Origin of the sequence: Candidatus Enterococcus moelleringii (assembly GCF_017377575.1) — a bacterium.
Lineage (GTDB): Bacteria > Bacillota > Bacilli > Lactobacillales > Enterococcaceae > Enterococcus_A > Enterococcus_A moelleringii.
In genome coordinates this window covers 33,035-56,146 of record NZ_JAFREM010000033.1, presented here as the reverse complement: position 1 = coordinate 56,146, position 23,112 = coordinate 33,035, and the positions used below count along the sequence as shown (strand labels likewise).

At 42.8% G+C, this 23,112-nt stretch carries 25 protein-coding genes and 1 riboswitch; of the genes, 5 read left to right on the top strand and 20 right to left on the bottom strand.

Annotated elements, in window-relative coordinates; translation table 11 throughout:
- Positions 1 to 13 precede the first annotated feature (13 nt).
- Both JZO70_RS19760 and JZO70_RS19755 read left to right on the top strand, forming a co-directional pair.
- Positions 14 to 691 (top strand): ABC transporter ATP-binding protein, encoded by a 678-nt coding sequence (locus JZO70_RS19760; protein WP_207675417.1) that lies wholly within the window; start codon positions 14 to 16, stop codon positions 689 to 691.
- Complete coding sequence (locus tag JZO70_RS19755) at positions 688 to 3,153, top strand: ABC transporter permease (protein WP_207675416.1); 2,466 nt, start codon at positions 688 to 690, stop codon at positions 3,151 to 3,153. Before JZO70_RS19760 ends, JZO70_RS19755 begins: the two co-directional genes overlap by 4 nt.
- A gap of 69 nt (positions 3,154 to 3,222) precedes the next feature.
- On the opposite strand, the gene JZO70_RS19750 is transcribed toward JZO70_RS19755, so the two are convergent.
- Positions 3,223 to 3,996, bottom strand: coding sequence for an HAD family hydrolase (locus JZO70_RS19750; RefSeq protein ID WP_207675415.1), 774 nt, complete (start codon positions 3,994 to 3,996; stop codon positions 3,223 to 3,225).
- A gap of 248 nt (positions 3,997 to 4,244) precedes the next feature.
- Between JZO70_RS19750 and JZO70_RS19745 the strand changes: the two genes are divergently transcribed.
- Together JZO70_RS19745 and JZO70_RS19740 are read left to right on the top strand one after the other, a co-directional pair.
- Positions 4,245 to 5,216, top strand: coding sequence for an alpha/beta hydrolase (locus JZO70_RS19745; protein WP_207675414.1), 972 nt, complete (start codon positions 4,245 to 4,247; stop codon positions 5,214 to 5,216).
- 151 nt (positions 5,217 to 5,367) lie between these two features.
- Positions 5,368 to 5,790, top strand: a complete 423-nt coding sequence (locus tag JZO70_RS19740) for a MerR family transcriptional regulator (RefSeq protein WP_242704038.1) — start codon at positions 5,368 to 5,370, stop codon at positions 5,788 to 5,790.
- 71 nt (positions 5,791 to 5,861) lie between these two features.
- Here JZO70_RS19740 and JZO70_RS19735 read toward each other — a convergent pair whose 3' ends face one another.
- The 18 genes from JZO70_RS19735 to JZO70_RS19650 form a co-directional block, all read right to left on the bottom strand.
- Positions 5,862 to 7,049, bottom strand: coding sequence for an acetate/propionate family kinase (locus JZO70_RS19735; protein WP_207675412.1), 1,188 nt, complete (start codon positions 7,047 to 7,049; stop codon positions 5,862 to 5,864).
- A gap of 10 nt (positions 7,050 to 7,059) precedes the next feature.
- Positions 7,060 to 7,776, bottom strand: coding sequence for an MIP/aquaporin family protein (locus tag JZO70_RS19730; RefSeq protein WP_207675411.1), 717 nt, complete (start codon positions 7,774 to 7,776; stop codon positions 7,060 to 7,062).
- 18 nt (positions 7,777 to 7,794) lie between these two features.
- On the bottom strand, positions 7,795 to 8,910 hold the full coding sequence (locus tag JZO70_RS19725; RefSeq protein WP_207675410.1) for a 1-propanol dehydrogenase PduQ: 1,116 nt from the start codon (positions 8,908 to 8,910) through the stop codon (positions 7,795 to 7,797).
- Between the two features lie 12 nt (positions 8,911 to 8,922).
- Positions 8,923 to 10,320: an aldehyde dehydrogenase family protein gene (locus JZO70_RS19720; protein ID WP_207675409.1), complete on the bottom strand. Its 1,398-nt coding sequence runs from the start codon at positions 10,318 to 10,320 to the stop codon at positions 8,923 to 8,925.
- The gene (locus JZO70_RS19715) at positions 10,310 to 11,314 is read right to left on the bottom strand and encodes a cob(I)yrinic acid a,c-diamide adenosyltransferase (RefSeq protein WP_207675408.1); all 1,005 of its coding nucleotides are present in this window, start codon (positions 11,312 to 11,314) and stop codon (positions 10,310 to 10,312) included. Before JZO70_RS19715 ends, JZO70_RS19720 begins: the two co-directional genes overlap by 11 nt.
- A gap of 16 nt (positions 11,315 to 11,330) precedes the next feature.
- Positions 11,331 to 11,594 carry a EutN/CcmL family microcompartment protein gene (locus JZO70_RS19710; protein ID WP_207675407.1) on the bottom strand — a complete coding sequence of 88 codons (264 nt, stop codon included), beginning with the start codon at positions 11,592 to 11,594 and terminating at the stop codon, positions 11,331 to 11,333.
- A gap of 2 nt (positions 11,595 to 11,596) precedes the next feature.
- Positions 11,597 to 12,079 carry a PduM family microcompartment protein gene (pduM, locus tag JZO70_RS19705; RefSeq protein ID WP_207675406.1) on the bottom strand — a complete coding sequence of 161 codons (483 nt, stop codon included), beginning with the start codon at positions 12,077 to 12,079 and terminating at the stop codon, positions 11,597 to 11,599.
- On the bottom strand, positions 12,079 to 12,930 hold the full coding sequence (eutJ, locus tag JZO70_RS19700; protein ID WP_207675405.1) for an ethanolamine utilization protein EutJ: 852 nt from the start codon (positions 12,928 to 12,930) through the stop codon (positions 12,079 to 12,081). Before eutJ ends, pduM begins: the two co-directional genes overlap by 1 nt.
- 15 nt (positions 12,931 to 12,945) lie before the next feature.
- Positions 12,946 to 13,578, bottom strand: coding sequence for a phosphate propanoyltransferase (gene pduL / locus JZO70_RS19695; protein WP_207675404.1), 633 nt, complete (start codon positions 13,576 to 13,578; stop codon positions 12,946 to 12,948).
- Positions 13,571 to 13,855, bottom strand: coding sequence for a BMC domain-containing protein (locus tag JZO70_RS19690; RefSeq protein ID WP_207675403.1), 285 nt, complete (start codon positions 13,853 to 13,855; stop codon positions 13,571 to 13,573). Before JZO70_RS19690 ends, pduL begins: the two co-directional genes overlap by 8 nt.
- 12 nt (positions 13,856 to 13,867) lie before the next feature.
- On the bottom strand, positions 13,868 to 14,476 hold the full coding sequence (locus JZO70_RS19685; RefSeq protein ID WP_207675402.1) for a BMC domain-containing protein: 609 nt from the start codon (positions 14,474 to 14,476) through the stop codon (positions 13,868 to 13,870).
- On the bottom strand, positions 14,473 to 14,850 hold the full coding sequence (locus JZO70_RS19680; RefSeq protein WP_207675401.1) for a glycerol dehydratase reactivase beta/small subunit family protein: 378 nt from the start codon (positions 14,848 to 14,850) through the stop codon (positions 14,473 to 14,475). Before JZO70_RS19680 ends, JZO70_RS19685 begins: the two co-directional genes overlap by 4 nt.
- A gap of 2 nt (positions 14,851 to 14,852) precedes the next feature.
- Positions 14,853 to 16,673 carry a diol dehydratase reactivase subunit alpha gene (locus JZO70_RS19675; protein WP_207675400.1) on the bottom strand — a complete coding sequence of 607 codons (1,821 nt, stop codon included), beginning with the start codon at positions 16,671 to 16,673 and terminating at the stop codon, positions 14,853 to 14,855.
- A 74-nt stretch (positions 16,674 to 16,747) separates the two neighbouring features.
- Entirely contained in the window at positions 16,748 to 17,272 is a 525-nt protein-coding gene (locus JZO70_RS19670; RefSeq protein ID WP_207675399.1) for a diol dehydratase small subunit, read from the bottom strand.
- 15 nt (positions 17,273 to 17,287) lie between these two features.
- A complete protein-coding gene (locus tag JZO70_RS19665; protein ID WP_207675398.1) occupies positions 17,288 to 17,971 on the bottom strand; it encodes a propanediol/glycerol family dehydratase medium subunit in 684 nt (227 codons plus the stop codon).
- Positions 17,972 to 17,986: 15 nt separating this feature from the next.
- Positions 17,987 to 19,648 (bottom strand): propanediol/glycerol family dehydratase large subunit, encoded by a 1,662-nt coding sequence (locus JZO70_RS19660; protein ID WP_207675397.1) that lies wholly within the window; start codon positions 19,646 to 19,648, stop codon positions 17,987 to 17,989.
- A gap of 26 nt (positions 19,649 to 19,674) precedes the next feature.
- Complete coding sequence (gene pduB / locus JZO70_RS19655; RefSeq protein ID WP_207675396.1) at positions 19,675 to 20,502, bottom strand: propanediol utilization microcompartment protein PduB; 828 nt, start codon at positions 20,500 to 20,502, stop codon at positions 19,675 to 19,677.
- Between the two features lie 18 nt (positions 20,503 to 20,520).
- Entirely contained in the window at positions 20,521 to 20,802 is a 282-nt protein-coding gene (locus JZO70_RS19650; RefSeq protein WP_207675395.1) for a BMC domain-containing protein, read from the bottom strand.
- Positions 20,803 to 21,128: 326 nt separating this feature from the next.
- On the opposite strand from JZO70_RS19650, the gene JZO70_RS19645 reads away from it, so the two are divergent.
- A complete protein-coding gene (locus tag JZO70_RS19645; RefSeq protein ID WP_207675394.1) occupies positions 21,129 to 22,031 on the top strand; it encodes a PocR ligand-binding domain-containing protein in 903 nt (300 codons plus the stop codon).
- Positions 22,032 to 22,476: 445 nt separating this feature from the next.
- A riboswitch (cobalamin riboswitch) is annotated at positions 22,477 to 22,610 on the bottom strand.
- Positions 22,611 to 22,668: 58 nt separating this feature from the next.
- Here the strand turns inward: JZO70_RS19645 and JZO70_RS19640 are convergent.
- Positions 22,669 to 23,112, bottom strand: coding sequence for a EutP/PduV family microcompartment system protein (locus JZO70_RS19640; protein ID WP_207675393.1), 444 nt, complete (start codon positions 23,110 to 23,112; stop codon positions 22,669 to 22,671).

Below are 23,112 nucleotides of genomic sequence, written 5' to 3'. Positions count from 1 at the left end.
GGGAGGGATGAACATGATTATTTTACAAGCAAAAAATCTCAAAAAACACTATGGCCGCGGAGCAAACCAAGTCAAAGCGCTAGACGATGTCTCGTTGACTGTGGAACAAGGTGAATTTGTCTCGATTGTGGGAACCTCTGGCAGCGGGAAATCGACACTTTTGCATTTATTAGGTGGATTAGACACTCCAACTGCTGGCGAAGTTTGGATCGAAAAGCAAAATATTTACCGTTTATCAACGGATGAACGAACGATTTTTCGCCGCCGAAAAATCGGCTTTATCTTCCAAAGCTACAATCTGCTGCCGATGCAAAATGTCTATGAAAATGTGACTTTGCCTATTCGTTTAGACGGCAATCAAGTGAACGAAGGTTTTATTGATGACATCTTATTCTCCTTGAACTTGACGGATAAAAAGTTTGAAATGCCGCAAAATCTTTCCGGCGGTCAACAGCAGCGGGTAGCTATTGCCCGTGCCCTGGCTACTAAACCAGCGATCATTTTTGCCGATGAACCCACCGGCAACCTGGACAGTAAAACGACGATGGACGTTTTGGCCTTATTGAAAGCCAGCAGCGAAAAATTTGGGCAAACGATCGTGATGATTACCCATGAGGTGAGCGTGGCACAATTAGCCGACCGGATTGTGCGGATTGAAGATGGCCGGATTAAAGGCGGTGGCGCGTCATGATTAAAAATGACAACCGCGCCGTTATACGTGATCTGGTCAAAGGACAGACCAAAGCTAATAAAGGTCGGAATCGCTTGCTGCTGACAGCGACGATTTTGGTTGCTTTTATTCTAACTGCGGTCACCAGTATCGGGGTGAATTATTACCAGTCTGTTCAAAAGCGGGAAATTGCTCGGTCTGGTGCCCAGTACCATGGTTCCGTTAACGGGCCAACAAAAACGCAAATTACTACTTTAAAAAACGACGAAAAGATTCAAGCTGTCGGCCTGTTGTCAACATCAGGGACTGTGCTCTCTTCGGAATATGAAACCAGTGACGTGAAGCTGTTGTGGGGCGACACTACTTACTGGCAGCAGCAAAAATCACCAGCAATCATTGCAATGGAGGGCGCTTATCCAAAGGAAAAAAACGAACTGCTGCTTTCGAAAAAAGCGATCACTAAGCTAGGACTGCCCGATGACCTGATCGGTAAGGAAATCCCGTTGACAATTGCTCAATACAGTGGCGAGGAGGAAGTTTTACTCTTCAAAATCACCGGAATTTATCAAGACTATACGAATAAAGCGGAAGCCTTTGTCTCTGCGCCGTATTATCAGGAATTTGGTATGCCCCAAGAGGATTTAGGCAGCACCCGAGCCTTGATTACCTTAACCACCCCTTTTTATTTTGAGAAGGATTTGGAAAACCTGGAAAACAAGCTGCAGTTGCGGAATCGCCAGTGGGTCTCCGTTGATACCGAACGAGCGGCGATTCTCCTTCGATCACTTCTGGCTTTGCTGCTGATTGGTCTGGTTATTGTCATCTGCTCTTTTCTCGTCATTCACAATGTGCTGTACATTTCGATACGCAATGACATTCACTATTACGGCCTGCTGAAAACCATCGGCACCACGGAAAAACAAATCAAAAGCCTGATTAATCGACAAGTGATCCGTTTATCCACGGTCGGCATTCTCATCGGACTGTTGCTGGGGGCTTTGGTTTCAGTCGCATTAGTGCCCAAAGTTATTGAATTTATGTCTTATCAAACCTACGAAATGACCAGCACGAATCTTCCGCTGGTTTTCGTATTAGCAGCCGGCTTCACCTTTGCCACCGTTTATTTCAGCAGCATCACGGCTGCCAACGAGGCGGCGAAGATTTCTCCCGTGGAAGCCACTCGCTATACTGGCGTGACGTTTCGGAAAAAATTCCTGAACAAAAAAGACGGCAGCAAACCCTACTTGATGGCTTGGCGCAACGTTTTCCGCAGCCGCAAGCAGGCATTGTTAGTTTTACTCTCTTTGTTTTTAGGGATGACCGCCTTTATTACTGTTAGCAGCTATAATCAAAACAATGACGGCAAACGCATACTGACTGCACTGAATGTCAACGACATGACCCTGACCAATAAAACGACGACAGAACTACCGGGTGAGCAGGTTTTTACGGACGAGCTACTGAATGATCTCACAGCAATCCAAGGAGTCAAAGCCATTCATCCGGTATCAGCAACCACAATATCCGTCGATCCCCAGAAAAATTTGGCTTTGCAAAGTTACGTTGATGAAGCGCTGGATGTTTTTTGGGCGGCCACTCCGGAAGCAGGCCAAGAATTAATGACGGAAAGTCCGGAAAACTTTCTAGGGGTGCTGAAAGGAATAGACGAGGCTTCCTTCAAAAAAGCCAAAGCTGCTGGCAAGCTGAAAATAGCTGTCGAAGATTTTCTCAGTGGAGAAGCGGCGATCGCGAATTCCTTGTATATGCTGGAAGAAAAATTCGAAAGAATCCACCAGCTGACCTATGAGCTGGCACAAAATGAACAGCAAGTAACGATTGGTGAAGTTACATCAACAACAGTGTTGCCTTCTTCCCCATTAAGCGGATTTTATCCGACAATTTATGTTTCGCAACAATATTTTAACGAACTAGTGGGTGAATCCCCCTATATTGATGCCGTGACGATTGATTATCAAACTTCTTACCATCAACAAACCGAACAGCAGTTAAGAAAACTACTGGCGGACCATGACCTGATTGATATAGAAAGCAAACTAGCTGTCTATCAAGACATGGCTCGCTCCGAATCCCAAATCAAAGGGATGGGCCTCGTTTTAGTTGCGATTTTGATCGCTTTAGCGGTGATTAATTTCATCAACACGATTACCACCAGCATTTTTACCCGTTCAAAAGAGTTTGCCCTGCTGGAAAGCATCGGGATGACAACAGGCCAACAAAAGAAAATGGTGGTTATGGAAGGTGTCTATTATTGGTTAATTTCCAGCCTATTGGTCTTAAGCCTAGGCTTTCCGATTGCCTTTGCGGTCTTTCATAACACCAACGACTATCACATGAATTTTCTTATGCCATGGAAAGCCAGCCTCGTGATTTGCCTATTGGCTTTGGTGCTCTGTGTTGCTTGCCCAATAGCCGCCTATACCTTCATTTCCAGAAAGTCCATTGTGGAACGCATCCGAAACTAAGCAAAAACAGTGTGCCCAAAAAATCAGGCACACTGTTTTTGACTTCCTATAATTTACAGCCAAAGCTTTTTATATCCAGCCAAATTTCCGACAAGCGTTAAAAATTCCGTCATCCACATTGGCTTGCGTCACGTAATCAGCTTTCTCTTTCAGAACTTCCGCCCCGTTGCCCATTGCAATACTGGTCCATTGGGGATGGAACATCACTAGATCATTGGTGTCATCACCAAAAACAACCACATCTGCCAACTCCCCATCCAGCATCTTGACCATTTCTATAATTCCGCTATATTTATCATCGTATTGAAACATCAAATATTCCGGAACAAAACGCAAATTCCCCAATGTATCCTTCAAGGTTAACTTGTCTTCTTCCTCTTTAGGAATCGAAAGATAGATTTTATAAATCGCATCCAGCTGATCGACATCCAACTCTGGATCAAACACATACTCAGTTTCTTCCTGCCGTTCACCCACTTGTTCCCGGAAACGATCATTCTTAGCCCACACCTTGATGGAATCATCCAGCATCAACAAAAAACCATAGCCTAAATCTTCCGCCTGATGAACAATTGCCCGCGCTTTTTCAGTGTCCAATGGATTATTGTGCAAAAGCTTATGCTGATAAACCAAAGCGCCGCCACCGGCACAAACCATGTTTTCCAAACCAATTTCTTCCATAAAAGTAACTGCCTTATAATGGGCACGACCCGTCGCAATCGCTACAAAGTGTCCGTTCTCCTGCAGCAGCTTCAGTGCTTCTATAGCACTTGGCACCACCTGCCCCGTTTTCCGATCAGTCAAGGTCCCATCAATGTCGAAAAAGAAATATTTTTTATCCAAATAACTCGCTCCCTTTTTTCTTTACTATAAACCAGACAGAGAAATCCCGCTCTGCCGTCTTATTTCATCGCTATTATAGCACGAAAGTATTCTTTAAATTTGGCAATATCCTGCTATTATCCTCACACGATTGACTAATATTTACAGATTGTCGAAGTTTTTTTCAAATTACCCTTGACCTAAAGTTAGGTTCAGGTGCTAGTATAAAAATGTAAACAGAAACCAATTAACCTAGAGGAGACGAGATTATGGAAAACACACAAACAATTACGCAGGAATGGGATAAAGTATTCCCAAAAAGTGACGAAGTAAACCATCGCAAAGTATCTTTTACTAACCGTTACGGCATTACCTTAGTTGCCGATTTGTACGAACCAAAAAAGGCGGAAGGAAAACTAGCAGCGCTTGCTATCAGCGGACCCTTTGGCGCAGTGAAAGAACAGTCATCTGGCCTTTATGCTCAAACATTAGCCGAAAGAGGTTTTCTAACGATTGCCTTTGACCCATCATTTACCGGTGAAAGCGGCGGAACCCCGCGTTATGTGGCTTCCCCTGATATCAACACGGAAGACTTCCAGGCGGCTGTCGACTTTTTATCGGTTCAAGACAACGTTGATCCTGAAAAAATTGGCATCTTAGGCATTTGCGGCTGGGGCGGCATGGCACTAAATGCAGCAGCGATTGACACTAGAATTAAAGCCACCGTCACTGCTACTATGTACGATATGACCCGGGTCAATTCACAAGGTTACTTTGATGCCATGGATGAAGATGCCCGCTACGAAACCCGTAAAGCATTGAATGCCCAAAGAATCGAAGACTTCAAAAACGGCGAGTACGCTAGAGCCGGCGGCGTAGTGGACCCATTACCTGAAGACGCGCCATTTTTCGTGAAGGATTACTTTGATTATTACAAAACCGATCGCGGCTACCACACCCGTTCGCTGAACTCCAACGACGGCTGGAATGTAACTTCTTCCCTGTCATTCATGAACATGCCGATTTTGCAATTCAGCAACGAAATCCGTAATGCTGTTTTAATGATTCATGGCGACAAGGCTCATTCTTGCTACTTCAGTGAAGATGCCTATAAAAACTTGCAGGGTGATAACAAAGAATTGATGATCATCCCAGGTGCTTCACATACTGATCTATATGACCAAATGGAGATTATCCCTTTTGATAAAATCACAGAATTCTACAAAAACTATTTAGCCTAAGTTATTGTGCTGAATTTTCTAAGATCTTTTATCCGTTGCCAATCAGCAATGGACAAAAGATCTTTTTAAAACAGTATTATACAAAATCTCCACCTAAAGCTGCCTTTAGGTGGTAAACTATGTTTATAGATCAATGAAAGGAGTGTGGATAATGGAATACACAATTGGAGAAGCAGCTAAACGGTTCAACCTGAACATATCGACTCTTAGATATTATGACAAACAAGGTTTAATCCCTAACCTGCAAAAAAATCAAAGCGGCAATCGGATATTCGACGAGAATGCCATAACCTGCCTAATAACGATCGAATGCTTGAAGGAATCAGGTATGTCCTTAAAAGAAATAAAAACCTTTATCGATTGGTGTAAAGATGGTGACCTTTCTTTAGAAAAACGCTTAGAGATGTTTTTGCAGCAGCGCAAGGCAGTTGAAGCACAAATCAAAGAACTAGAAGACACCTTAGCCTACATTGATTTTAAAGTTGGCTACTATACCCAGGCGGTAAACGATGGGACGGAACAATACGTCAAAGAATCAATGATCAATCCCCGACTTTTTGAAACAGTCCAATAAAAAACAGGGAAATCTTCTAGTGGCCTAAGAATGTTAACTTCTTAGAACCACTAAAGATTTCACTGTCTTTTTTATTTCGCTAATTCAAATGTATCTTGAGCAATTTTTAACTCTTCGTTGGTTGGAATCACCATGACATAGACTGGCTTGCCATCCTGCTGAATAAACAAGTCTCCGGATTTATTGCGTTCAGCATCTAACTTAATTCCTAAGAAATCAAGCTCCGAACAGCACATTTCCCGAACCTTCTCGGCATTTTCACCAATACCAGCGGTAAAGATCAACACATCGATTCCACCCATTTCAGCTGCATAAGCACCAATCGTCGTTTTCACCCGATTAGTAAAAATGTCCAATGCCAGCTGTGATTGTGTATCTCCTTCACTCGCCCGTTTAAGAATATCACGGGAATCATTGGATGCCCCAGACACTCCTAAGAAGCCGGATTGCTGGTTCATCATTGCTTCCAACGCATCAGCATCCATCTTTTTATTCTTCATCAAATAAGTCAGAATAGACGGATCAATATCGCCGCAGCGAGTACCCATCATTAGACCAGCTAAAGGTGTGAATCCCATACTGGTATCAAATGACTGACCATTTTTTATGGCACAAATACTGGCACCATTTCCTAAATGACAGGAAACAATTTTCAAATCAGTCAATTTTTCCCCAAGCTCTTTAGTAGCTTCTTGGGCCACAAACTGGTGACTCGTTCCATGGAACCCATATTTTCTGATTCCTTCTTCCTCATAGTAGGTATATGGAATCGGATAAACATAGTTTTTCGCTGGCATCGTTTGATGAAAGGACGTATCAAATACCGCAACCTGCGGTGTATCAGGAAGAGCTTTTTTAAAAGCCCGAATCCCGACTAAATTCACCGGATTGTGCAAAGGCGCTAATTGACACAGCTTATCAATTCCTTGTTCTTCTTGAATGCCAATGACACAGGATTTGGGAAATTCTTCGCCCCCATGTGCCACACGATGTCCAACTCCCTTCAGCTCTTCTAACGTTTCCAGAATATTTTTGTCGATTAAAAATTTCAATAAAAAATCGACCGCTTCTTTATGGGAAGAAATAGACAATTGGGTTGACTCTTTGGCTGAATCGGTAGAGTAGCCAAAAATTGCTTCATCGTTGCCGCCAAGTCTTTCAAACAGACCCTTCACTAATAATTTCTCTTCTGGCATCTCAAACAGTTGAAATTTCAAGGAAGAACTGCCCGCATTTATGGACATAATTTTGTTTGGCATTCTTTCACTCCTAACTTAAGGCTTTTACTAATAATGTTGCAATACACGCACCAACGATTGGGCCTACGATTGGAATCCAAGCATAACCCCAGTTAGCAGATCCTTTATTAGGAATTGGAATCAAGGCATACATCAAACGCGGTCCAAAATCTCGACAAGGGTTGATGGCGTAACCAGTGGTTGAACCTAAAGACAGTCCAATACCAACTAATACAAAAACTAAAATCAACGGTTGTAATCCTGGAGGAATATCCGCTGGCATTAATTGAATCGCTAACACGAAGAAGCAAGTAGCAATAATTTCACTAATCAAATTAAATGGTGTGTTTTCGATCGCAGGACCTGTAGCGAAAATACCTACAGAATTTCCCTCTTCAACTGTTGTTGCCTGAAAATGCGGCCAGAAATGGATCGCAGCAATAAGCGCTCCCACAAAGGCGCCAGCAACTTGGGCAATGATGAAAGGAATAACCGACGAGAATTCAAGAGAGCCTGCCACAGCAAACCCGATCGTAACAGCCGGATTCAAATGTCCTGGTGAACCAAAGTAACCACTGGAAAGTACCCCCAGCATAACCGCGACACCCCAACCAAATGCTACATAAAGCCAATTGGAGCCCGCATTTTTCCCAAGAGCACCCTTCAAACTAGTAGAGCAACCAACTCCTGAACCAAACAAGATTAAAACCACTGTTCCAAAAAACTCGCCAAATACTGGATTATTCATTTTGTAATCCTCCTTCGATTATACTATTTTGGTATAGACACTTATCAACTCGGATTCATTTGCTGCAATCGGATTAAAGGGATAGGTACTATCCTTTAAGGCATTTTGGGCGATGATTTGCGCTCGCTCCATTGCAACCTTTCGTTCAACCCCAAACTCCTGCAGCGACATCGGACAATCGACTTTTTTGCATAATTTAGTAATCGCTTTAATTAACTTAGTGACTAACAATTGTTCACTTAGCGAAGAATTGCCTAAGCCCATTTGGACGGCAATTTTAGCGTAAGTTCTTCTAGCTTCAGGGTCTTTTGCATTGAAATTCACAACGTGTGGCAAGAGCATCGCATTGGCCAAACCATGAGGGACTTTGAATTGTCCACCTACTTGATGAGCAATTGCATGATTGATACCTAAACCGGCAGCATCAAAAGCAAGCCCCGCTAAGCAGGAAGCTTCGTGCATTTTCTTTCTGGCATTCAAATTATTACCATTATTATAACACGCTTCCAAATAGGTTAAAACATAGCGGACAGCTTTTTCTGATAAAGCATCGGTATAGGTGGTGCGATTTTTAGCCACTAATGCTTCTAGTGCGTGAGTCAATACATCCAAACCGCTGTAAGCAGTTACAGTTGGCGGGCTGGACACTACTAGTTGCGCATCCAACAACGCTTCATCCGGAATCAGTCGACGATCAAATACCGGATATTTGATTTTTTCCTTATTATCAGTAACAACTGAAGCACTGGTTACTTCAGAACCCGTTCCACTAGTGGTAGGTATCGCCACAAAACGCTTCACCTTATCGTATCCTGATACCAGCATTGTAAACAGCATCGCCTTCGCCGTATCAATTGCGGATCCGCCACCGACTGTTACTAGCACAGTCGGTTGATGATCCCGCATTCTGGCAACACCCTCTGCCACGATCTCGATTGGCGGATCAGGTACGATTTCCGAATAAGTTGTCACTTCATTTTTCTTTTCCAAGTGTACCAGCACCTTTTGCAGATTCTCACTGCCAATTAAAAAGGGATCGCACACTAAGCATACTCGTTCATTTTCAAATTGTTCTAGGCGGGAAAGACAATCTTCGCCAGTAAAAATTTGTGGTACCATTTCCCATTTTTTCAAAAATTGTCCCCCCTAACGAATTGAAAAACCATCAGTTAATACACAACGACGACGACGAGCAAAATCTTTTGCAGTTGTGGTACATTCGCCTGTCGGTGTCGCGATTGTAAAGGTCGCTGCGCCTTCACCGCCAAAGCCTAAACCAGCATATGATGGTCCATTTTTAACAAAAATAGACGTCTGGAATTTCTTGGCAGCTTTGTTTAAACGACCAATATTTTGTGAATGCATCACGGCCGTATGCAGCAAGCGTTGTTCCACTTCTAATCCGACACACAATGCTTCGTCAAAATTCTCAGTCGTTACAATTGGCAGAATCGGCATCAGCATTTCTTTCACTACAAATGGATGATCCTTCGGTACGTTCATAATGATGACCCGCACATCATAATCCACCGCAATTCCTGCTTCTTGTAAAATATAGCTGGCATTTTTGCCGATAAACTTCCGGCTAGGACTGCCATTTTCAGCAATCGTCAAATCAACTAGTTTTTGAATAACATCAGGTTCATTCACGTAATAGGCACCATTCTTCTCCATCTGTAAAATAAGATAAGAAACAATGTCCTTTACTGCAATGACACTTTTTTCGGCAATACACAAAATATTGTTGTCAAATGATGCCCCAGCAACAATATCAGCCGCCGCTTTTTCAATATTCGCCGTTTCGTCAACAATAGCTGGCGGGTTGCCCGCTCCGGCTCCAATGGTTTTCTTACCAGAAGTCATTGCTTGACGCACCACACCTGGCCCACCTGTAACGACTAATAACGCCACATCAGGATGCTTCATCAATTCTTGGGCTGCTTCAATCGAAGGCTCGTTAATGGTGACGATCATATTTTGAATGCCGCACGCATCAAACACCAGTTGATTCAGCTTTTCTACTGCCTGTTTACAAACATTTTTTGCACCTGGATGAACACTAAAGAATACTGAATTCCCAGCAGCCAGCATCCCAATTGCATTACACACCAGCGTATCAACTGGGTTGGTACTTGGTGTAATGGCACCGATGACACCATAAGCCGAAAGCTCGTAAAGCGTCATCCCGTTGTCGCCAGTTTCCGCTTCCGTACGCAAATCTTCTACTCCAGGTGTCTTATTAATCGCTAATGTAAGTTTTGCAACTTTGTCTTCAAAGCGGCCCATGCCGGTTTCATCTAAAGCTGCTTGCGCATACTCGTTGATTAACGGTCGCATCCCGCAGCGAATACTTTCGATCACCTTGCGCCGCATTTCTAATGAAAGTTCTTCATACTTTTCCTGCGCCTTTTTCGCTGCAGCGATTGCCTCATTCACCGTACCGAAAACACCAGCCTGAATGATCGGTGCGCACGCGCGATTAGGTTCCGCTACGTATTCCTGGACTAAATTTTTTATGAGTTCTTTCAATTTATCATCTTGCATAATCCATCTCCTCGATACAGGCTAATCCAGCTTTTGCGATCTGTTGATCTTCTTCTACCGAACCACCGCTAACACCAATACCGCCGACGATTTTACCTTCTTTATCAAAAATCGGAAATCCGCCGCCGAAGGTCACTATATCGCCATCGGTCACCGTCTCCAACTGATAAAGGTCGCCGCCAGGATTAGCAACAGCACTTAATTCATTGGTTGCCGTCTTCATAGCAACTGCTGTATAAGCTTTCCGCTTAGCAAGGTCGATGCTGGCTAACAACGAATCTGGCATTCGATAGCTGAAAATCAGGTGTCCTGCCCCATCAACCATACACATCGTCACTGCAATGCCTAATTCCTCGGCTTTTTTTACACACGCGTCGCCGATTTTACCCAAGGCATCGATGTCCTCAGCAATCTTTCCGCCACCTGCTGCCTCTTTATAGCGGGTAAAAATTTTTTCAACCAGCTCATTTTGCTGCTGATTAAAATCCTCCACCCGAGCAAAGATATATAGACAATCAGAAAGTCGGTTAACAAATTGCAATAACTCTGGGCGAACCTCAATTTCCTCTGCCAGCTCTGTTAAGCGCCGCTCCCCTCTGCGACAAATCGTGCGGGCAACATGCAGCTGTGCACTAGACAAGTATTGTCCAGGTAAAATAAAGGTATGAATCTCAGGTAAAATGGATAAATAGTTGTCGATCCACTTTTCCAGCTGGGCTGTATCTTCTCTATCAATTAATGTACTTTTAGAAGACAATTTTTGAGTGTCTTCGGAGGTTGCTATTTCAGCGTTTAAGAGAAACAACTTTTCCTGTACCCACGTCAGCATCTCCGTTAACTCTGAGGTAAAGAGCTGCTTTTGAGCAACACTAACCTGGGCAATACATTCATCAAATGTTCCGTACGTATCTACTCGTAACGAGTACTTTTTCACGCGAACACTATCAAATAAGCTGGTTGTTCCTTCATCGCCGGTTTTCGTATAAATACTCATTGGCTAACCCTCTCATCTACATATCAAATGTATCAATTATTCCAACAATCGCATAATCAACAGCGTCGGAAGGTTCAGAAAATAGTCGTCTGGCCGACGAACCGCTGGCTAACAAGACATAATCTCCAATCCCCGCACCAACTGTATCCGCTGCAACCTGTTGGAAACGAATTTTTTCCTGGTGACTATTAATTGGCTGAATGATCATCAATTTTTTTCCAACCAATGATGGATCTTTCTGGGTAGAAACTACACTGCCTACTACTTCTGCCATTAACATTCTCAAGTCCTCACGATCTGTTGAATTTTATTTTTTTCCACGAATTCTTTCGCTAAATCAGTGATTTTCTGATGGCGAAAACGAATTAAAATATCCTGTTCGGTTAAAAGTGCGACATCAGAATAGGTGATAATTTTATTTGAACATACTCGTATCCGTTTTCCTTCATTTGTTTCTATCGTAATTGGCCATTCGTACAAAGCAGTCGGTATCAAACAAACCGCTGAAAATCCTAAATGCAAAATGAATTTACAGTCATATTCCAGCCCTTTCGTCATCCAAACCGTGACTGCATCTTCAGCGTCCAGCTTGCTAAGCTTCGCTAACTGAATAGCACCCACCTGCTTCAAGTGAATCGTTTGATGATAAAGAAAATCCTTGGTGGTTCGAAGCTTCTCGTCGAAGTCTTCGCAAGAAACCACTAAAGAATTCTCTTGACGTTCCACCAAAATCTTCACGATGGCCTCAATTAAGTTGTCCATCATCACTCACCCTCCTGTGGGAAAATAATGTGGGAGCTCATCGCAATACCAATCGGTGTGACAAACTGCGGATAAACCGGTTTGTAAACCTCTTGCTGCAAGTAGTTGGCAAACTCACCTTCGAATTCTTTAAAATAAGCCGCTCCACCTACAACGTATAAAGGTTCGGTAGGTTGACGCAGCAGTGCTTGACGAGTAATTTCAGCCATTCGCTGGACCACCGGACGCACAATTGTAAAGTTTTCTCTTTCTTTACTGATGTCGCGTTTGCGCTGCTCGGCTTCTTCGATCGTTTCTTGGAAATAGCCGGCAATTACCAGCGTCATATGCGTACCACCTGTCGGCTCATCCACCACCAGGATCGGTTGCCCTTTTTCAAAGACACTAATTCCAGTAGTTCCGCCGCCTACATCAATTACCGCACCTTCTGACACCCCTAAAAGCAACGCCGCGGCGGTCGGTTCGTCCACCAATTGATCAGCAGCCATATCCGCACTCTCGATAATGTTGGCAACTACGCGTTTATTATTGCCCACGGTCCCGGGAGGAATCGCCCCGGAAGCGGCGGTTAGCGGAAAGCCTAAAACTTCCTCTGCCTGCTGCTTCAAGCGGGAAACAATTTGGACTGATTGCTGATAATTGACGACTAAACCATCGCGGACAACATCCGCAAATTCAAATGCGCCAAACAATGGTTGATCTTTTCCATCCAACACCACTAGGACGATGGAAGAGGTCCCTAAATCCACGCCTACTTTGAAGCCATCTTTAGGATCGAAAGACTTCGCCGTATTCGTATTGGCTATTTTTTCAAATTCTGCTAGAATCTGGTTGGCTTTTTCTAGGGATTCCACTCTTCATCATCCTTCCTACTCACGAACTAAGCTGGCTACAGTGTCCGGCTTGATATTTGCTGCATTGGCCTCATCGGTATCTACGTGCATTTCCAAAATGAATGTCTCACCTGGACGAATTTCTACATCTTCAAAAATAGTGCTCCGTCCGTCCGATTGAATTCTCACCTTAACCACGTCACCTGCTTGGATGCGAAAGCGTTCCATATCCTTAAAGCTCATGTGAATATGACGTTTCGCAACAATACACCCTTTAAAGGTAATCTGGTTTTCACCATTTTTCACTGTTACCTCAGCGGCATCAGCTAAATTACCCGACAAGCGTACAGGTGCAGGGATACCCAAAGTTCTCGTATCCGTCATGGAGATTTCTACCTGTGAATTTTTACGAAATGGTCCTAAAATACGGACGCGACTTTGTTCGCCCTTTGAACCGACAATCGTTACTGTTTGCTCGGCAGCAAATTCACCAGGCTGTTTTAATGCTTTCATTGGTCGTAACTCTTCACCTGGAAAAAGGCGTTGAAAGTCAGCTTCAGATAAATGAATATGGCGATTAGAAATCCCAATTGGAATACTCGTTAATTGGATTTCGCTAATCACATCACTGACGATCTTAGCAACTAATTCCGGTGTGACCTCAGCCATTGTTCAGACCAGCTTCGATCATTTTGTCAACATCGCTGTGTGGACGTGGAATCACGTGAACAGATACTACTTCTCCAACTTTCTCAGCGGCTACACTGCCTGCGTCAACAGCAGCTTTTACTGCTCCAACGTCGCCTCGTACCATGACAGTTACTAAACCTGAACCAATTTTTTCTGTTCCAATTAATGAAACATTGGCCGCTTTCACCATTGCATCGGCTGCTTCAACTGAACCTACCAGCCCTTTTGTTTCGATCATTCCTAATGCGTCATTCATAATTAAGACCTCCTATGATTTTTTCTTGGGATTCTTCTTTTTCTTGGCAGTACCTTTCTTGGCTCCGTCTTTCTTAGGTTTCTCAGGAGCCTCCTCTTCAACTGAATCTTTTGGTGATTCAGTCTCTTCGACTGCTTCTTTTGTTTCTTCTTCAACCACAGGCTCTTCCGGCTTCGCTTCTTCTACAGCTTCCGCTTTCTCTGTTTGCTCTGGTTTTTCTTCTACTTCCTCAGGCTTTTTGGCTTCCTCAGGTTCATTTGCGACAGGTGGTTGATCATCTTCTTTAGTATCGGTTTCTTCAGGATCTTTAGGATCTTCGGGATCGGTTGGACCCTTAGGATAATCGACCTTTTCTAGGATGACAGTATCTAAAGAATTGGCAGGTCTCGGGATTACCAAGGCTGAGATTAAACTATTCGATTCAGCTGCTTTGGCTTTCCCAGCATCAACTGCGGCTTTCACTGCGCCAACATCGCCGGCAACTTCCACTGTCATCCAGCCAAAGCCCCGCGCACGTTGAACACCAATCAATTCTACCGCTGCAACCTTCAGCATAGTATCAGCAATCATAACAGCTGTTCCATACCCGTTAATCTCGATTAATCCAATTGCTTGATTCATTCCTTCACCTCCATAATAGAAAGTTCCTTAAAGGGCACCCCTTTAACTAATCGTGCGCAATTTGAACCAAACGCCTTTAACTGCTCCTTGGGTTTGGTTTGATAGCGATCAATCACTAAATAGGGTTCGTTAGGATCTAAATTTTTATAATGCAACACTACTTTTTGACCATCACAGCCCACTCCGGTAATTAATGAAGAAGTTGTTGCTGATTGGTAAGCTGCCGAAACAGCATCTGAAGCTTCCACTACTTGTACTTCATAGGGAATGCCTTCTTCTTCAATTCCATACAACAAAAACCGAATACTTTCTTCTAGGCCAGGATTAGTTAAAAAAACAAAAATTCTAGGTTTTACAGTAAAATCATTGCCCATCGCTAATCCCCCTCGTAAGAAAGAATCAAGCCCGTTGCTACTGCATTACGAGGCCCTTCCACTCCACGGATATTCCCTCTGCCCGCCACTAAGCCATAGTGGGACAAAGCATCCGTAACAATTTGCGGAATCTCGAAATCAAGCGCCGAGCCGCCAACGATTACGACAAATGGGATATCCCGAATGTTTCCGGTAGGACTTACATATTCTAACGAGCGAATCGCATTTTTCACGAACACCCGAGATTTAGCTGTTTGACGAATAAATTTGATTCGTTCGATGGAAACATCTCCCGGAATCGGCACAAATCCGTCTTCTTTTACGATGACGATCTTAGCAAACAAATGAGCTTCCAGAGGCTTATCAAAGAATTGAACTGTTCCATCTTCATGACGAATATGGAAAATACTTTCAACCTTTGCCAATGGATATTTTTTGATATCCTCAGCTAAATAGCGATCGTCTAAACCTAATTCTGAACCAATCAGCATGGTAACCATATCGCCAGCACCCGCTAAGTGAGTCGCGATCGTTTCGCCGTTACTCTTAATAATGGAGGCATCGGTAGAACCAGCTCCAAGGTCAAGAATAGCTAGCGGCGTATTCGTTCCCGGAGTTGTTAAAGCTCCCAGGATCGCTGCTTCAGCTTCGGCTCCGCCAATTTCAACAGATATCTTTAAATCTTTTTCTATTTCTTCGGCAATTTTAGACATTTGCAAGTGGTCGGATTTTACCATTGAGGCAATTCCTACTGCCTGCTCCATCGAGAATTCACCCGCCAAGCCGCCCTGAACTGAGGTTGGTACAAAGGTATCAACCGCTAATAAGTCCTGGATAAAGATCTCGGTTGGTGGTCTTTCCGTCAATTGCGCCATGGTATGGCGAACCTTTTCAAGCATTCCACCGACATTCGTCCCAGCTTCACCGGTGACATTGTCAATCTGTCTAAATTCTGAAATAACATCCATGATGCGTTCGGCACCTTCAGAAACACTGATAAACTTCTTCCGGTTGTCTCCCACGACTTCAATGTGTCCTGCTGGAATTGTTCTAGCTTTTACATCGCCTTTAGGGGTCTTAATGACCACCGCCGAGCGATTACCGATTAATGCTCTGGAAACCGGAACGATATTTTTCGTTTCATCAGAAGTAAGATTGAAAACCGTCGCGATTCCATATGGATTAGACAGCTGGGTAATTCCCATACCGGGACTTGCTACTTCAACAGCTGCCAGCATTCCCAAAGGAACCTTATCGATATAAGAAACTTCATCAACAATCGGGATTTTTTTCTCTAGACGATTGTTAATTAACACGCCATCATCCGACTGCAAAATAGCGGCCTCAATCTTATAGCCATTGGCTGCACATTGATTGATCATGTTTGCGGCGTCCTCAAAGTCGATCGCTTTTTCCACTACCACAATATAAGGAGCTTCCAAAATCTTAATCTGTGACAATTGTGTTAGCGGAACAGTGATTCCGACGCCCAAACCAAGACCACCCGGTGTCTTAGGATTGTGACCGATCATAGTGGATTCAGTAATAATCGTCTCCGTGATCGTTTCCATCGCCACATCACCAATAACCGGTGTTGCTTCGTTAATTCGGATCAAATCAATATCCGTTAATTCCAAATGATTCTTTTCTACTACTTCCCGAAGCGCTTTGTAAATGCCAAACAAATTTTGTTTGGTTCCTTTTACACCCGTTGTTTCAGTGATAGCAGAATCTAAGAAACGACAATTTGCTTGGTTTTCGTATTCAGCTAGAGCTACTTCAGTGGAAGAGTTCCCTATGTCTACACCTATGATTCTCTTCATGTTCATGCTCCTTCAAGGATAAACAAGTCTAGATAGATCGCTGGAGCAAAAAAATCCAACGATCTATCTCAGAATTAGTTATCTCCTTTTAGTTTCTTACGCACTTCGTAATGTTCTGCAGCTTCACGAACAAAATCAGCGGTAATTTTGGCATTGTACTGATTTTCTAATTCATCAGCAATTGCCATTAATTCTTCTTTGCTGGAACGATATGGACGAAGCGCATTGTACATTTCCAATACACGAGCATCTGGTAATGCCGTTAATTCCGCAGCCCGATCAAAGTTGCGAGAGATTGATTCTCTGCCGGCACTAGTAGCAATTTCACCCTGAGCTTTTAGAATTTCTGGTGTGATTTTCAAATCCTCTGGTGTCAGATTTCCGTTTAATGCGTTTTCTAAGGTAATATCTTCCATCGTTTTACCTGTTTTTGTTTTGATCCACTCTGGATGTTTTTGAGCGATTGGATAATCTGCTTCGGTTGCTTTATTTCCTGAAGTACTGACTGGCGCGCTTGCTGCAGTTGCTGTACCAGCATCTCCGCCATTCATTTCCTTTAGAATGCCTCTTACTAAGTTTTCAATGGATTCTTGGCTCATTTTATGCACCCCTCCTTATAATCTAATAGCAATTTCTTCAGCCGGTTTCCCAATAACAACGTGTTTTGTTTCTTTAATGTGCAGCAAAGCGGATAACGCTTGATATTTCGGCCGCGCCATTTGATCGTTCATCATTGGTACTGGGCTTGGTGACTCGCCTTTTGCATATTTCGCAGCATTTTTACCCATTGCTCGGTAAGTATCCAAGTCAATCAGCGGTGCTTGCGGGAACAGCTCTAAGTTAGACAAAGGCTGTAAATCTTTTTGGTGAATGATTGATGTTCCTTTAGATTGAAGAGATACACAGACACCAGATCCAGACAAGCCGTCTCCTTCAACTGCCGCAAAGGCTACGTCAGCTGTCCGATAAACTTTAATCACTCGAGCCTTCAAGCCTTCTTCTTCGATTCCAGCGATGATTTGACGGATAATATCCTTGTGAGGAACCCCGACAATATTGGTTGTTTGATGTTCAGCAAACGCTGGAGCTACCGCAATTACAACTTCATCACTTGATGTGCCAGGTTTAGCTACTCCAACTGATTGGAACCAATCCGCAGAAGCCGCTTGCTCAGGTTGTGATGGAGCAGAAGTGTCTGCTGATTTAAAGCTGACTTGCTTATCAGAGCCTTCTTGTTGCATTTCTTTTAATACTTCAGCAATTACCGAACGTAGTAATTGTTCATTTAGTTCAGCCATCTTCTCTATTCCTCCTTAAACATCTTTTGGATTGATTGCATTTGGAATTGCTTTGACTTTTTCCCAATCGTCGCCTTCCAAACGATAGCCGCTGCCTGGTCCTGCATAATCATTTTTATCGTTGACTGCAGAGATTACATTCCAGTCTTCATCAAAGATTGCCGACGTTTGCAGGAAGTCGCCTGCTACCCGTTGTTTCAGCAATGCTAAGACACTTTCAGCAACATCTCTATATCCGCCGTCAGAAAGCCCTTTCACTAGATCTAAACCAGTTGCGCCTCGATCCAACAGCTCTCCAGCCTTCTTGATATCTTCTACCATGTCCCGTGGCGGCATATCTTTAGAGCCGTCAGCGTAGGTTGCCGCCTCAACTTCTTCATCAGTAATTTCTGGCAGACCTAATTGAGCAAACAAGGCTTGAATTGCCCGCGCCGCTTTATTTCTTACTTCGATTACTTCTTCTTCGTTGACTGGATGCAAACCACCGTTTACTTTCAAGTCACGCTGCATAATGTTGTAATCATCATAATCATCTGAATCAAAGTTTGATCCGGCAAACATATCGTCATAGTTCGGCATCGCAGAATAGCCAGAAGCAATGAAGTCAGTTCCTGGTAGGAATTGCATCAACAAGCGAGCTGTACGACGAATTGGCGAATGAGAGAAGGTTTGGTCATTACCAGAAGCTACTTCCAAATCAAGCATCATGGCAATTAGATTTTCTGCCAAGACCGCACGGATCCCTGAAGGAACTGCCCCAGGAACTCCGATACAGCTGATTGACCCATTTTGCAAGCCTTGAACCCCAGCTGCTTTCGATAAGAAAATACAACGAGCTTCTAGGTAAAGCATTGATTTACCTTCAGCATAACCCATTTGTACTTCTGAACCGGTACCAGAAGTAAAGCGCATTTTCAATCCCCGAGAGGCATAACAAGAAGCTAGGAAGCCTTTTGACCAAGGTGTATCATCACCATCGGTAAATACTTGTTCTGTACCATAAACAGAGATTGTTTCAGCATATGCAGTAAATCCGCGCATACCTAAATCTAGTTCAGTTGCTTCTTCCAATGAACATTGAGTCAACACGCCTGGACGGCCAACTTGCGAACCAACCATAATCGCGATCGCATTAAATGGTGCATAACGAGCTACCGCAACAGTTGTTTCTTGTTCATCAAATCCACGAAGTGCTCCTTCAGCCGCATCTGCTGCGATTTGAACCGGATTATCCCGTACGTTGGTAACGTGAGATTGGGTAGATGGACGACGACGTGCCCGCATTTTTTGTACGGCCATCATCATTTCTACTACGTTCATGTGTCCAACAACTTCATTCAATTTAGCTGGGGTAGAAGAAGTCGTTAAATCAATGATTTCCGCCCGGCTAATATTAGGATCAACAATTTTATTGGCTAACAATTTAGAATCCATAGCCATTACTTCTTCAGCTTTATCCAATTTAATACCGTATTTGGCAATAAATGAGTCGATTAAGTCAAAGTCGGCTTTTACTTTTCCATCTAACTCAACCACTTCGCCATTAGCAATTTTAATGCTTGGTGTTGGGTCATTAGGACTTTGCATAGCGATTAAGCCTTCTTCAATCCATTCATCGACAAAGCCGTCTTGGTTGACAGGTCTTTTTGCCAATGATTCAAAACGTTTTGATTTCATATGCTATTTTCACTCCTCTTTAGTTGTTAGATATATGATGGTTGATCATTTTTTGGCTCACTGCCAAGCGTTCCTAGTAATTTATGACCAATTTCGCGTGCTGAAACGACTGCTTGACGTACCGCACCAGAATCTCCAGTAATCGTCAAAGTCACTTCATTTGAGAAGCTTTGGCCGTGCTGTGGTGTAGCGTAGCCTACGATTTCAACATTCGCTGCTTTCAATGCAGTATCGGCCATAACAACACCGATTGCTGCTGGAGCACCAACAATGACACCGAATGCTCTGCCTACTGGCGTTCCCCAAACTTTATTACATGCATAGCTTGCACGTGCAGTGTATTGTAATTCAATATGGCCGGCTTCATTGCCATAAACGTCACCAAAAGTACGTGTGTCTACTTCCTTCAATGTTACTTCCACTGCCCGTTTCACGTCTGATACATCTTCACCACCGAAGATGACGATTGACCCGTGTCCGGCGCCGCCTTTAGTATCTCGAGGTAATTCAATAGAAATAATTTCTGTGTTTGTCGCTTTAACCGCTTCATCAGCTGCTAAAATTTGTGGACCGGCACCTGTACGAGCACCGACAATACCAATGGAACGATATTTTTTATCCAGCTCCATTTTTTCTAATAGTGAGTTGTCCACATTAGCGATTACTAAACCAATTGTATCTCCAAACTCTGTCGCTCCTACAAATTCTGTCAAGTTGCATGTTTTTTGGATCATTTTTTCTTCCCCTCCGTTAGCTTTTTCCTTAGATTGAACAGTTTTTGAAGTCTCAGCGGCATCAAATTTTGCTAATACCCGTTGGATTAAATCTTCCATTTCAAAATTGTTTTCATCCATGTCTAGACTCCTCCTTTACTATTCAGGTGCTTTTGGCAAAAGTGATTCAACTTCATTATGAGGTCTTGGAATAACGTAATTGGAAACAACCTCTCCTACGCTATTTGCAGCAGAAACTCCAGCATCCACTGCCGCCTTCACGGCACCAACGTCTCCTCTTACCATGACTGTTACTAAACCTGAGCCAATTTTTTCGGTACCTATCAAGACAACATTTGCTGCTTTGACCATGGCGTCGGCAGCTTCGATCGCACCGATGAGACCACGCGTCTCGATCATTCCTAAAGCTTCTTGTTGCATCTCTTTTCCTCCTAAAAATTATTTATAAAATGCTTACAGTCTAATCATACAAAAAAAGGATAGAACATTATTGTTCTATCCTTTTTCATTAAAATGTGCGATAATTGTAAATAATTGCTGTTAAAAAGTGCTAGTCACGTCAAAAAGCCCTTTACACCAACGTAAAAAGCAGCATCTCGTAAAACGAGAAATATGAAATTATTGTCAAACTATGACAAAAGAATGTAAGCGCTTGTTTTGCTGTATTAAAACAGAGGTAACTCTGATAAAATTGTTAAGTAAGGCTATGAGACACCACAAAATGCACTATAAAGGAGAGAAAAATTATGGAAACATTATCAACCCCTCTTCCTAAAAAAGAAATTATTGTCCTGCAAAATATTATGGAAGATTTCGCTTGTGCAACCGACCTTGGCGCAGTTATTGTTGATATTAGAGGGAAGGAATCTTCCTCACTTTATAATTTTTCACCGTTCTGCGAAGCCATGAGAAATTATCCCGAATTTCATAAGCTCTGCCAAAAATGCGACATGTATGGCGGCTTGGAAGCATCCAAGACCGGAAAACCTTGTATTTATCGCTGTCATGCTGGTCTTACCGATGTTTCGCTTCCTATCGTATTCAATGATCAGCTTCACGGCTTTCTATTGATGGGTCAATTAGAGATTGATCCCAAATATGCCGATGAGATGCCTAAGATTCAAGAAATTGATTCCAATTGGAAGGCTTATAAAGACTTAAGAACGGCTCGCAACTCTGTCTTGACTTTATCGCCCGAAAAAATTAAAAGTGCTGCCCGACTACTGGAAAAAATATGTTCACATCATTCAGAAGAGTCGCATCCAAGAGATCGAATTACCTTTAACTTTAAACAAGAAAAAACGAAGGAACCACAACCTACAGGAAAAGACGAGATACAGAAAGCGACTCAATACATTCAAAAGAATATTAGTAAAACAATTACCTTAGAAGAAGTTGCGAATCATGTTTATCTTAGCCAATATTACTTTAGTAAACTTTTCAAAAAAGAAACCGGTATTAATTTTATTACCTATTTAAATCAGCAACGAATTGAACGGGCTAAGATCTTGCTGCAGCAGTCAGATTTAAGTATTGAAACCATTTCACACAATGTCGGCTTTTCTCAAGCCAGCTATTTCTGCAAAACATTTAAGCAATTTACTAATACTACGCCGGCAACGTATCGCAAGGAATATAATCTAGGTTAGCTTTTTCGCTTTTGATAAACTGCGAAAAGTTGGAGTGACAGCTAGCTCCTTTTAGGGAATTGATTTTTCCGATACCGGGAAAAATCAGTTTCATTGTCGTACGCATACCATCATGCTAAACAGGTTTGCTTGTTATTATAGATACAAGCTTATTAATTAACAGCTTTCACATTACTAAACTGCGAAAAGCATGACTGGCAGCTAGCTCCTTTTACGGAATCATTTTTCCAAAACCGGGAAAAATCAGTTTCATTGTCGTACGCATACCATCCAACTATACTTCTTGAGCTTATTTATAGATGGCTAATTATTGCATTGCCTTCTATCTTGATAAACTGCGAAAAGTTGGACTGGCAAAAAAAAGCAGACCTTTTTCCGAGAGAAAGGTCTGCTTTTGGCGTTAAAGTCTATTAAACTTAAGGCTAAAACAGCTTTCCTAATCCCGAAAAAGCTTGAAACGACGGTAATTAAGTATCTGACTCAGCAGCAAAAGCTGCTTTACAGTTGCGGGTACAGCGCTGGGATCACACCAGCTTCCTTAATCGAACGAATCCATTGACCGTATAATCTATTTAATTAAGCTCATAATAACACAAGCTTTGTTCCTTGGCAAAACAAATGTAAGCCTTATCACTAATTATTCTAATTTATAGTCAAAAAGGAATTTTTCTAACTCATCCATTCCCTCACCACTAATCAATGAGACCTCAAAGATTTTCTTGGCACCAGCCAGCTCCAATCTTTTACGGGCAATCACCAGTGCCTGATCATCCTTGATCAAGTCAATTTTAGTGATAATGCCAATCGTCGGCTTTGTAAAGCGCGCCGAAAAAAATGGCGGAAAATAGTTCTGTGTTCCTTGAATATTTTGCACAAAAGCAACGATTTGAGCATCCACTGATGCACTGACTAATGCATTATAATAGAAGCGATTTTCCATGAACTCACCTGGAGTATCAATGGAGTCGTCAAAATAATACACCTGCTGCGTTTTATGATAAATTCTTTCCTTCTGCTGAAGCCATTGCGACAACGTTGTTTTTCCCGAACCGGTTTCACCAACAAAAATGATCTTCTTCAT

Bases quoted from the DNA above. Each gene is read 5' to 3' on its own strand.
- JZO70_RS19760 (WP_207675417.1), top strand. From the start codon at position 14: ATGATTATTTTACAAGCAAAAAATCTCAAAAAACACTATGGCCGCGGA.
- JZO70_RS19755 (WP_207675416.1), top strand. From the start codon at position 688: ATGATTAAAAATGACAACCGCGCCGTTATACGTGATCTGGTCAAAGGA.
- JZO70_RS19745 (WP_207675414.1), top strand. From the start codon at position 4,245: ATGGAAAACACACAAACAATTACGCAGGAATGGGATAAAGTATTCCCA.
- JZO70_RS19740 (WP_242704038.1), top strand. From the start codon at position 5,368: ATGGAATACACAATTGGAGAAGCAGCTAAACGGTTCAACCTGAACATA.
- JZO70_RS19735 (WP_207675412.1), bottom strand. From the start codon at position 7,049: ATGCCAAACAAAATTATGTCCATAAATGCGGGCAGTTCTTCCTTGAAA.
- JZO70_RS19730 (WP_207675411.1), bottom strand. From the start codon at position 7,776: ATGAATAATCCAGTATTTGGCGAGTTTTTTGGAACAGTGGTTTTAATC.
- JZO70_RS19720 (WP_207675409.1), bottom strand. From the start codon at position 10,320: ATGCAAGATGATAAATTGAAAGAACTCATAAAAAATTTAGTCCAGGAA.
- JZO70_RS19715 (WP_207675408.1), bottom strand. From the start codon at position 11,314: ATGAGTATTTATACGAAAACCGGCGATGAAGGAACAACCAGCTTATTT.
- JZO70_RS19710 (WP_207675407.1), bottom strand. From the start codon at position 11,594: ATGTTAATGGCAGAAGTAGTAGGCAGTGTAGTTTCTACCCAGAAAGAT.
- pduM (WP_207675406.1), bottom strand. From the start codon at position 12,079: ATGATGGACAACTTAATTGAGGCCATCGTGAAGATTTTGGTGGAACGT.
- pduL (WP_207675404.1), bottom strand. From the start codon at position 13,578: ATGGCTGAGGTCACACCGGAATTAGTTGCTAAGATCGTCAGTGATGTG.
- JZO70_RS19690 (WP_207675403.1), bottom strand. From the start codon at position 13,855: ATGAATGACGCATTAGGAATGATCGAAACAAAAGGGCTGGTAGGTTCA.
- JZO70_RS19685 (WP_207675402.1), bottom strand. From the start codon at position 14,476: ATGAATCAAGCAATTGGATTAATCGAGATTAACGGGTATGGAACAGCT.
- JZO70_RS19680 (WP_207675401.1), bottom strand. From the start codon at position 14,850: ATGGGCAATGATTTTACTGTAAAACCTAGAATTTTTGTTTTTTTAACT.
- JZO70_RS19675 (WP_207675400.1), bottom strand. From the start codon at position 16,673: ATGAAGAGAATCATAGGTGTAGACATAGGGAACTCTTCCACTGAAGTA.
- JZO70_RS19670 (WP_207675399.1), bottom strand. From the start codon at position 17,272: ATGAGCCAAGAATCCATTGAAAACTTAGTAAGAGGCATTCTAAAGGAA.
- JZO70_RS19665 (WP_207675398.1), bottom strand. From the start codon at position 17,971: ATGGCTGAACTAAATGAACAATTACTACGTTCGGTAATTGCTGAAGTA.
- JZO70_RS19660 (WP_207675397.1), bottom strand. From the start codon at position 19,648: ATGAAATCAAAACGTTTTGAATCATTGGCAAAAAGACCTGTCAACCAA.
- pduB (WP_207675396.1), bottom strand. From the start codon at position 20,502: ATGGATGAAAACAATTTTGAAATGGAAGATTTAATCCAACGGGTATTA.
- JZO70_RS19650 (WP_207675395.1), bottom strand. From the start codon at position 20,802: ATGCAACAAGAAGCTTTAGGAATGATCGAGACGCGTGGTCTCATCGGT.
- JZO70_RS19645 (WP_207675394.1), top strand. From the start codon at position 21,129: ATGGAAACATTATCAACCCCTCTTCCTAAAAAAGAAATTATTGTCCTG.
- JZO70_RS19640 (WP_207675393.1), bottom strand. From the start codon at position 23,112: ATGAAGAAGATCATTTTTGTTGGTGAAACCGGTTCGGGAAAAACAACG.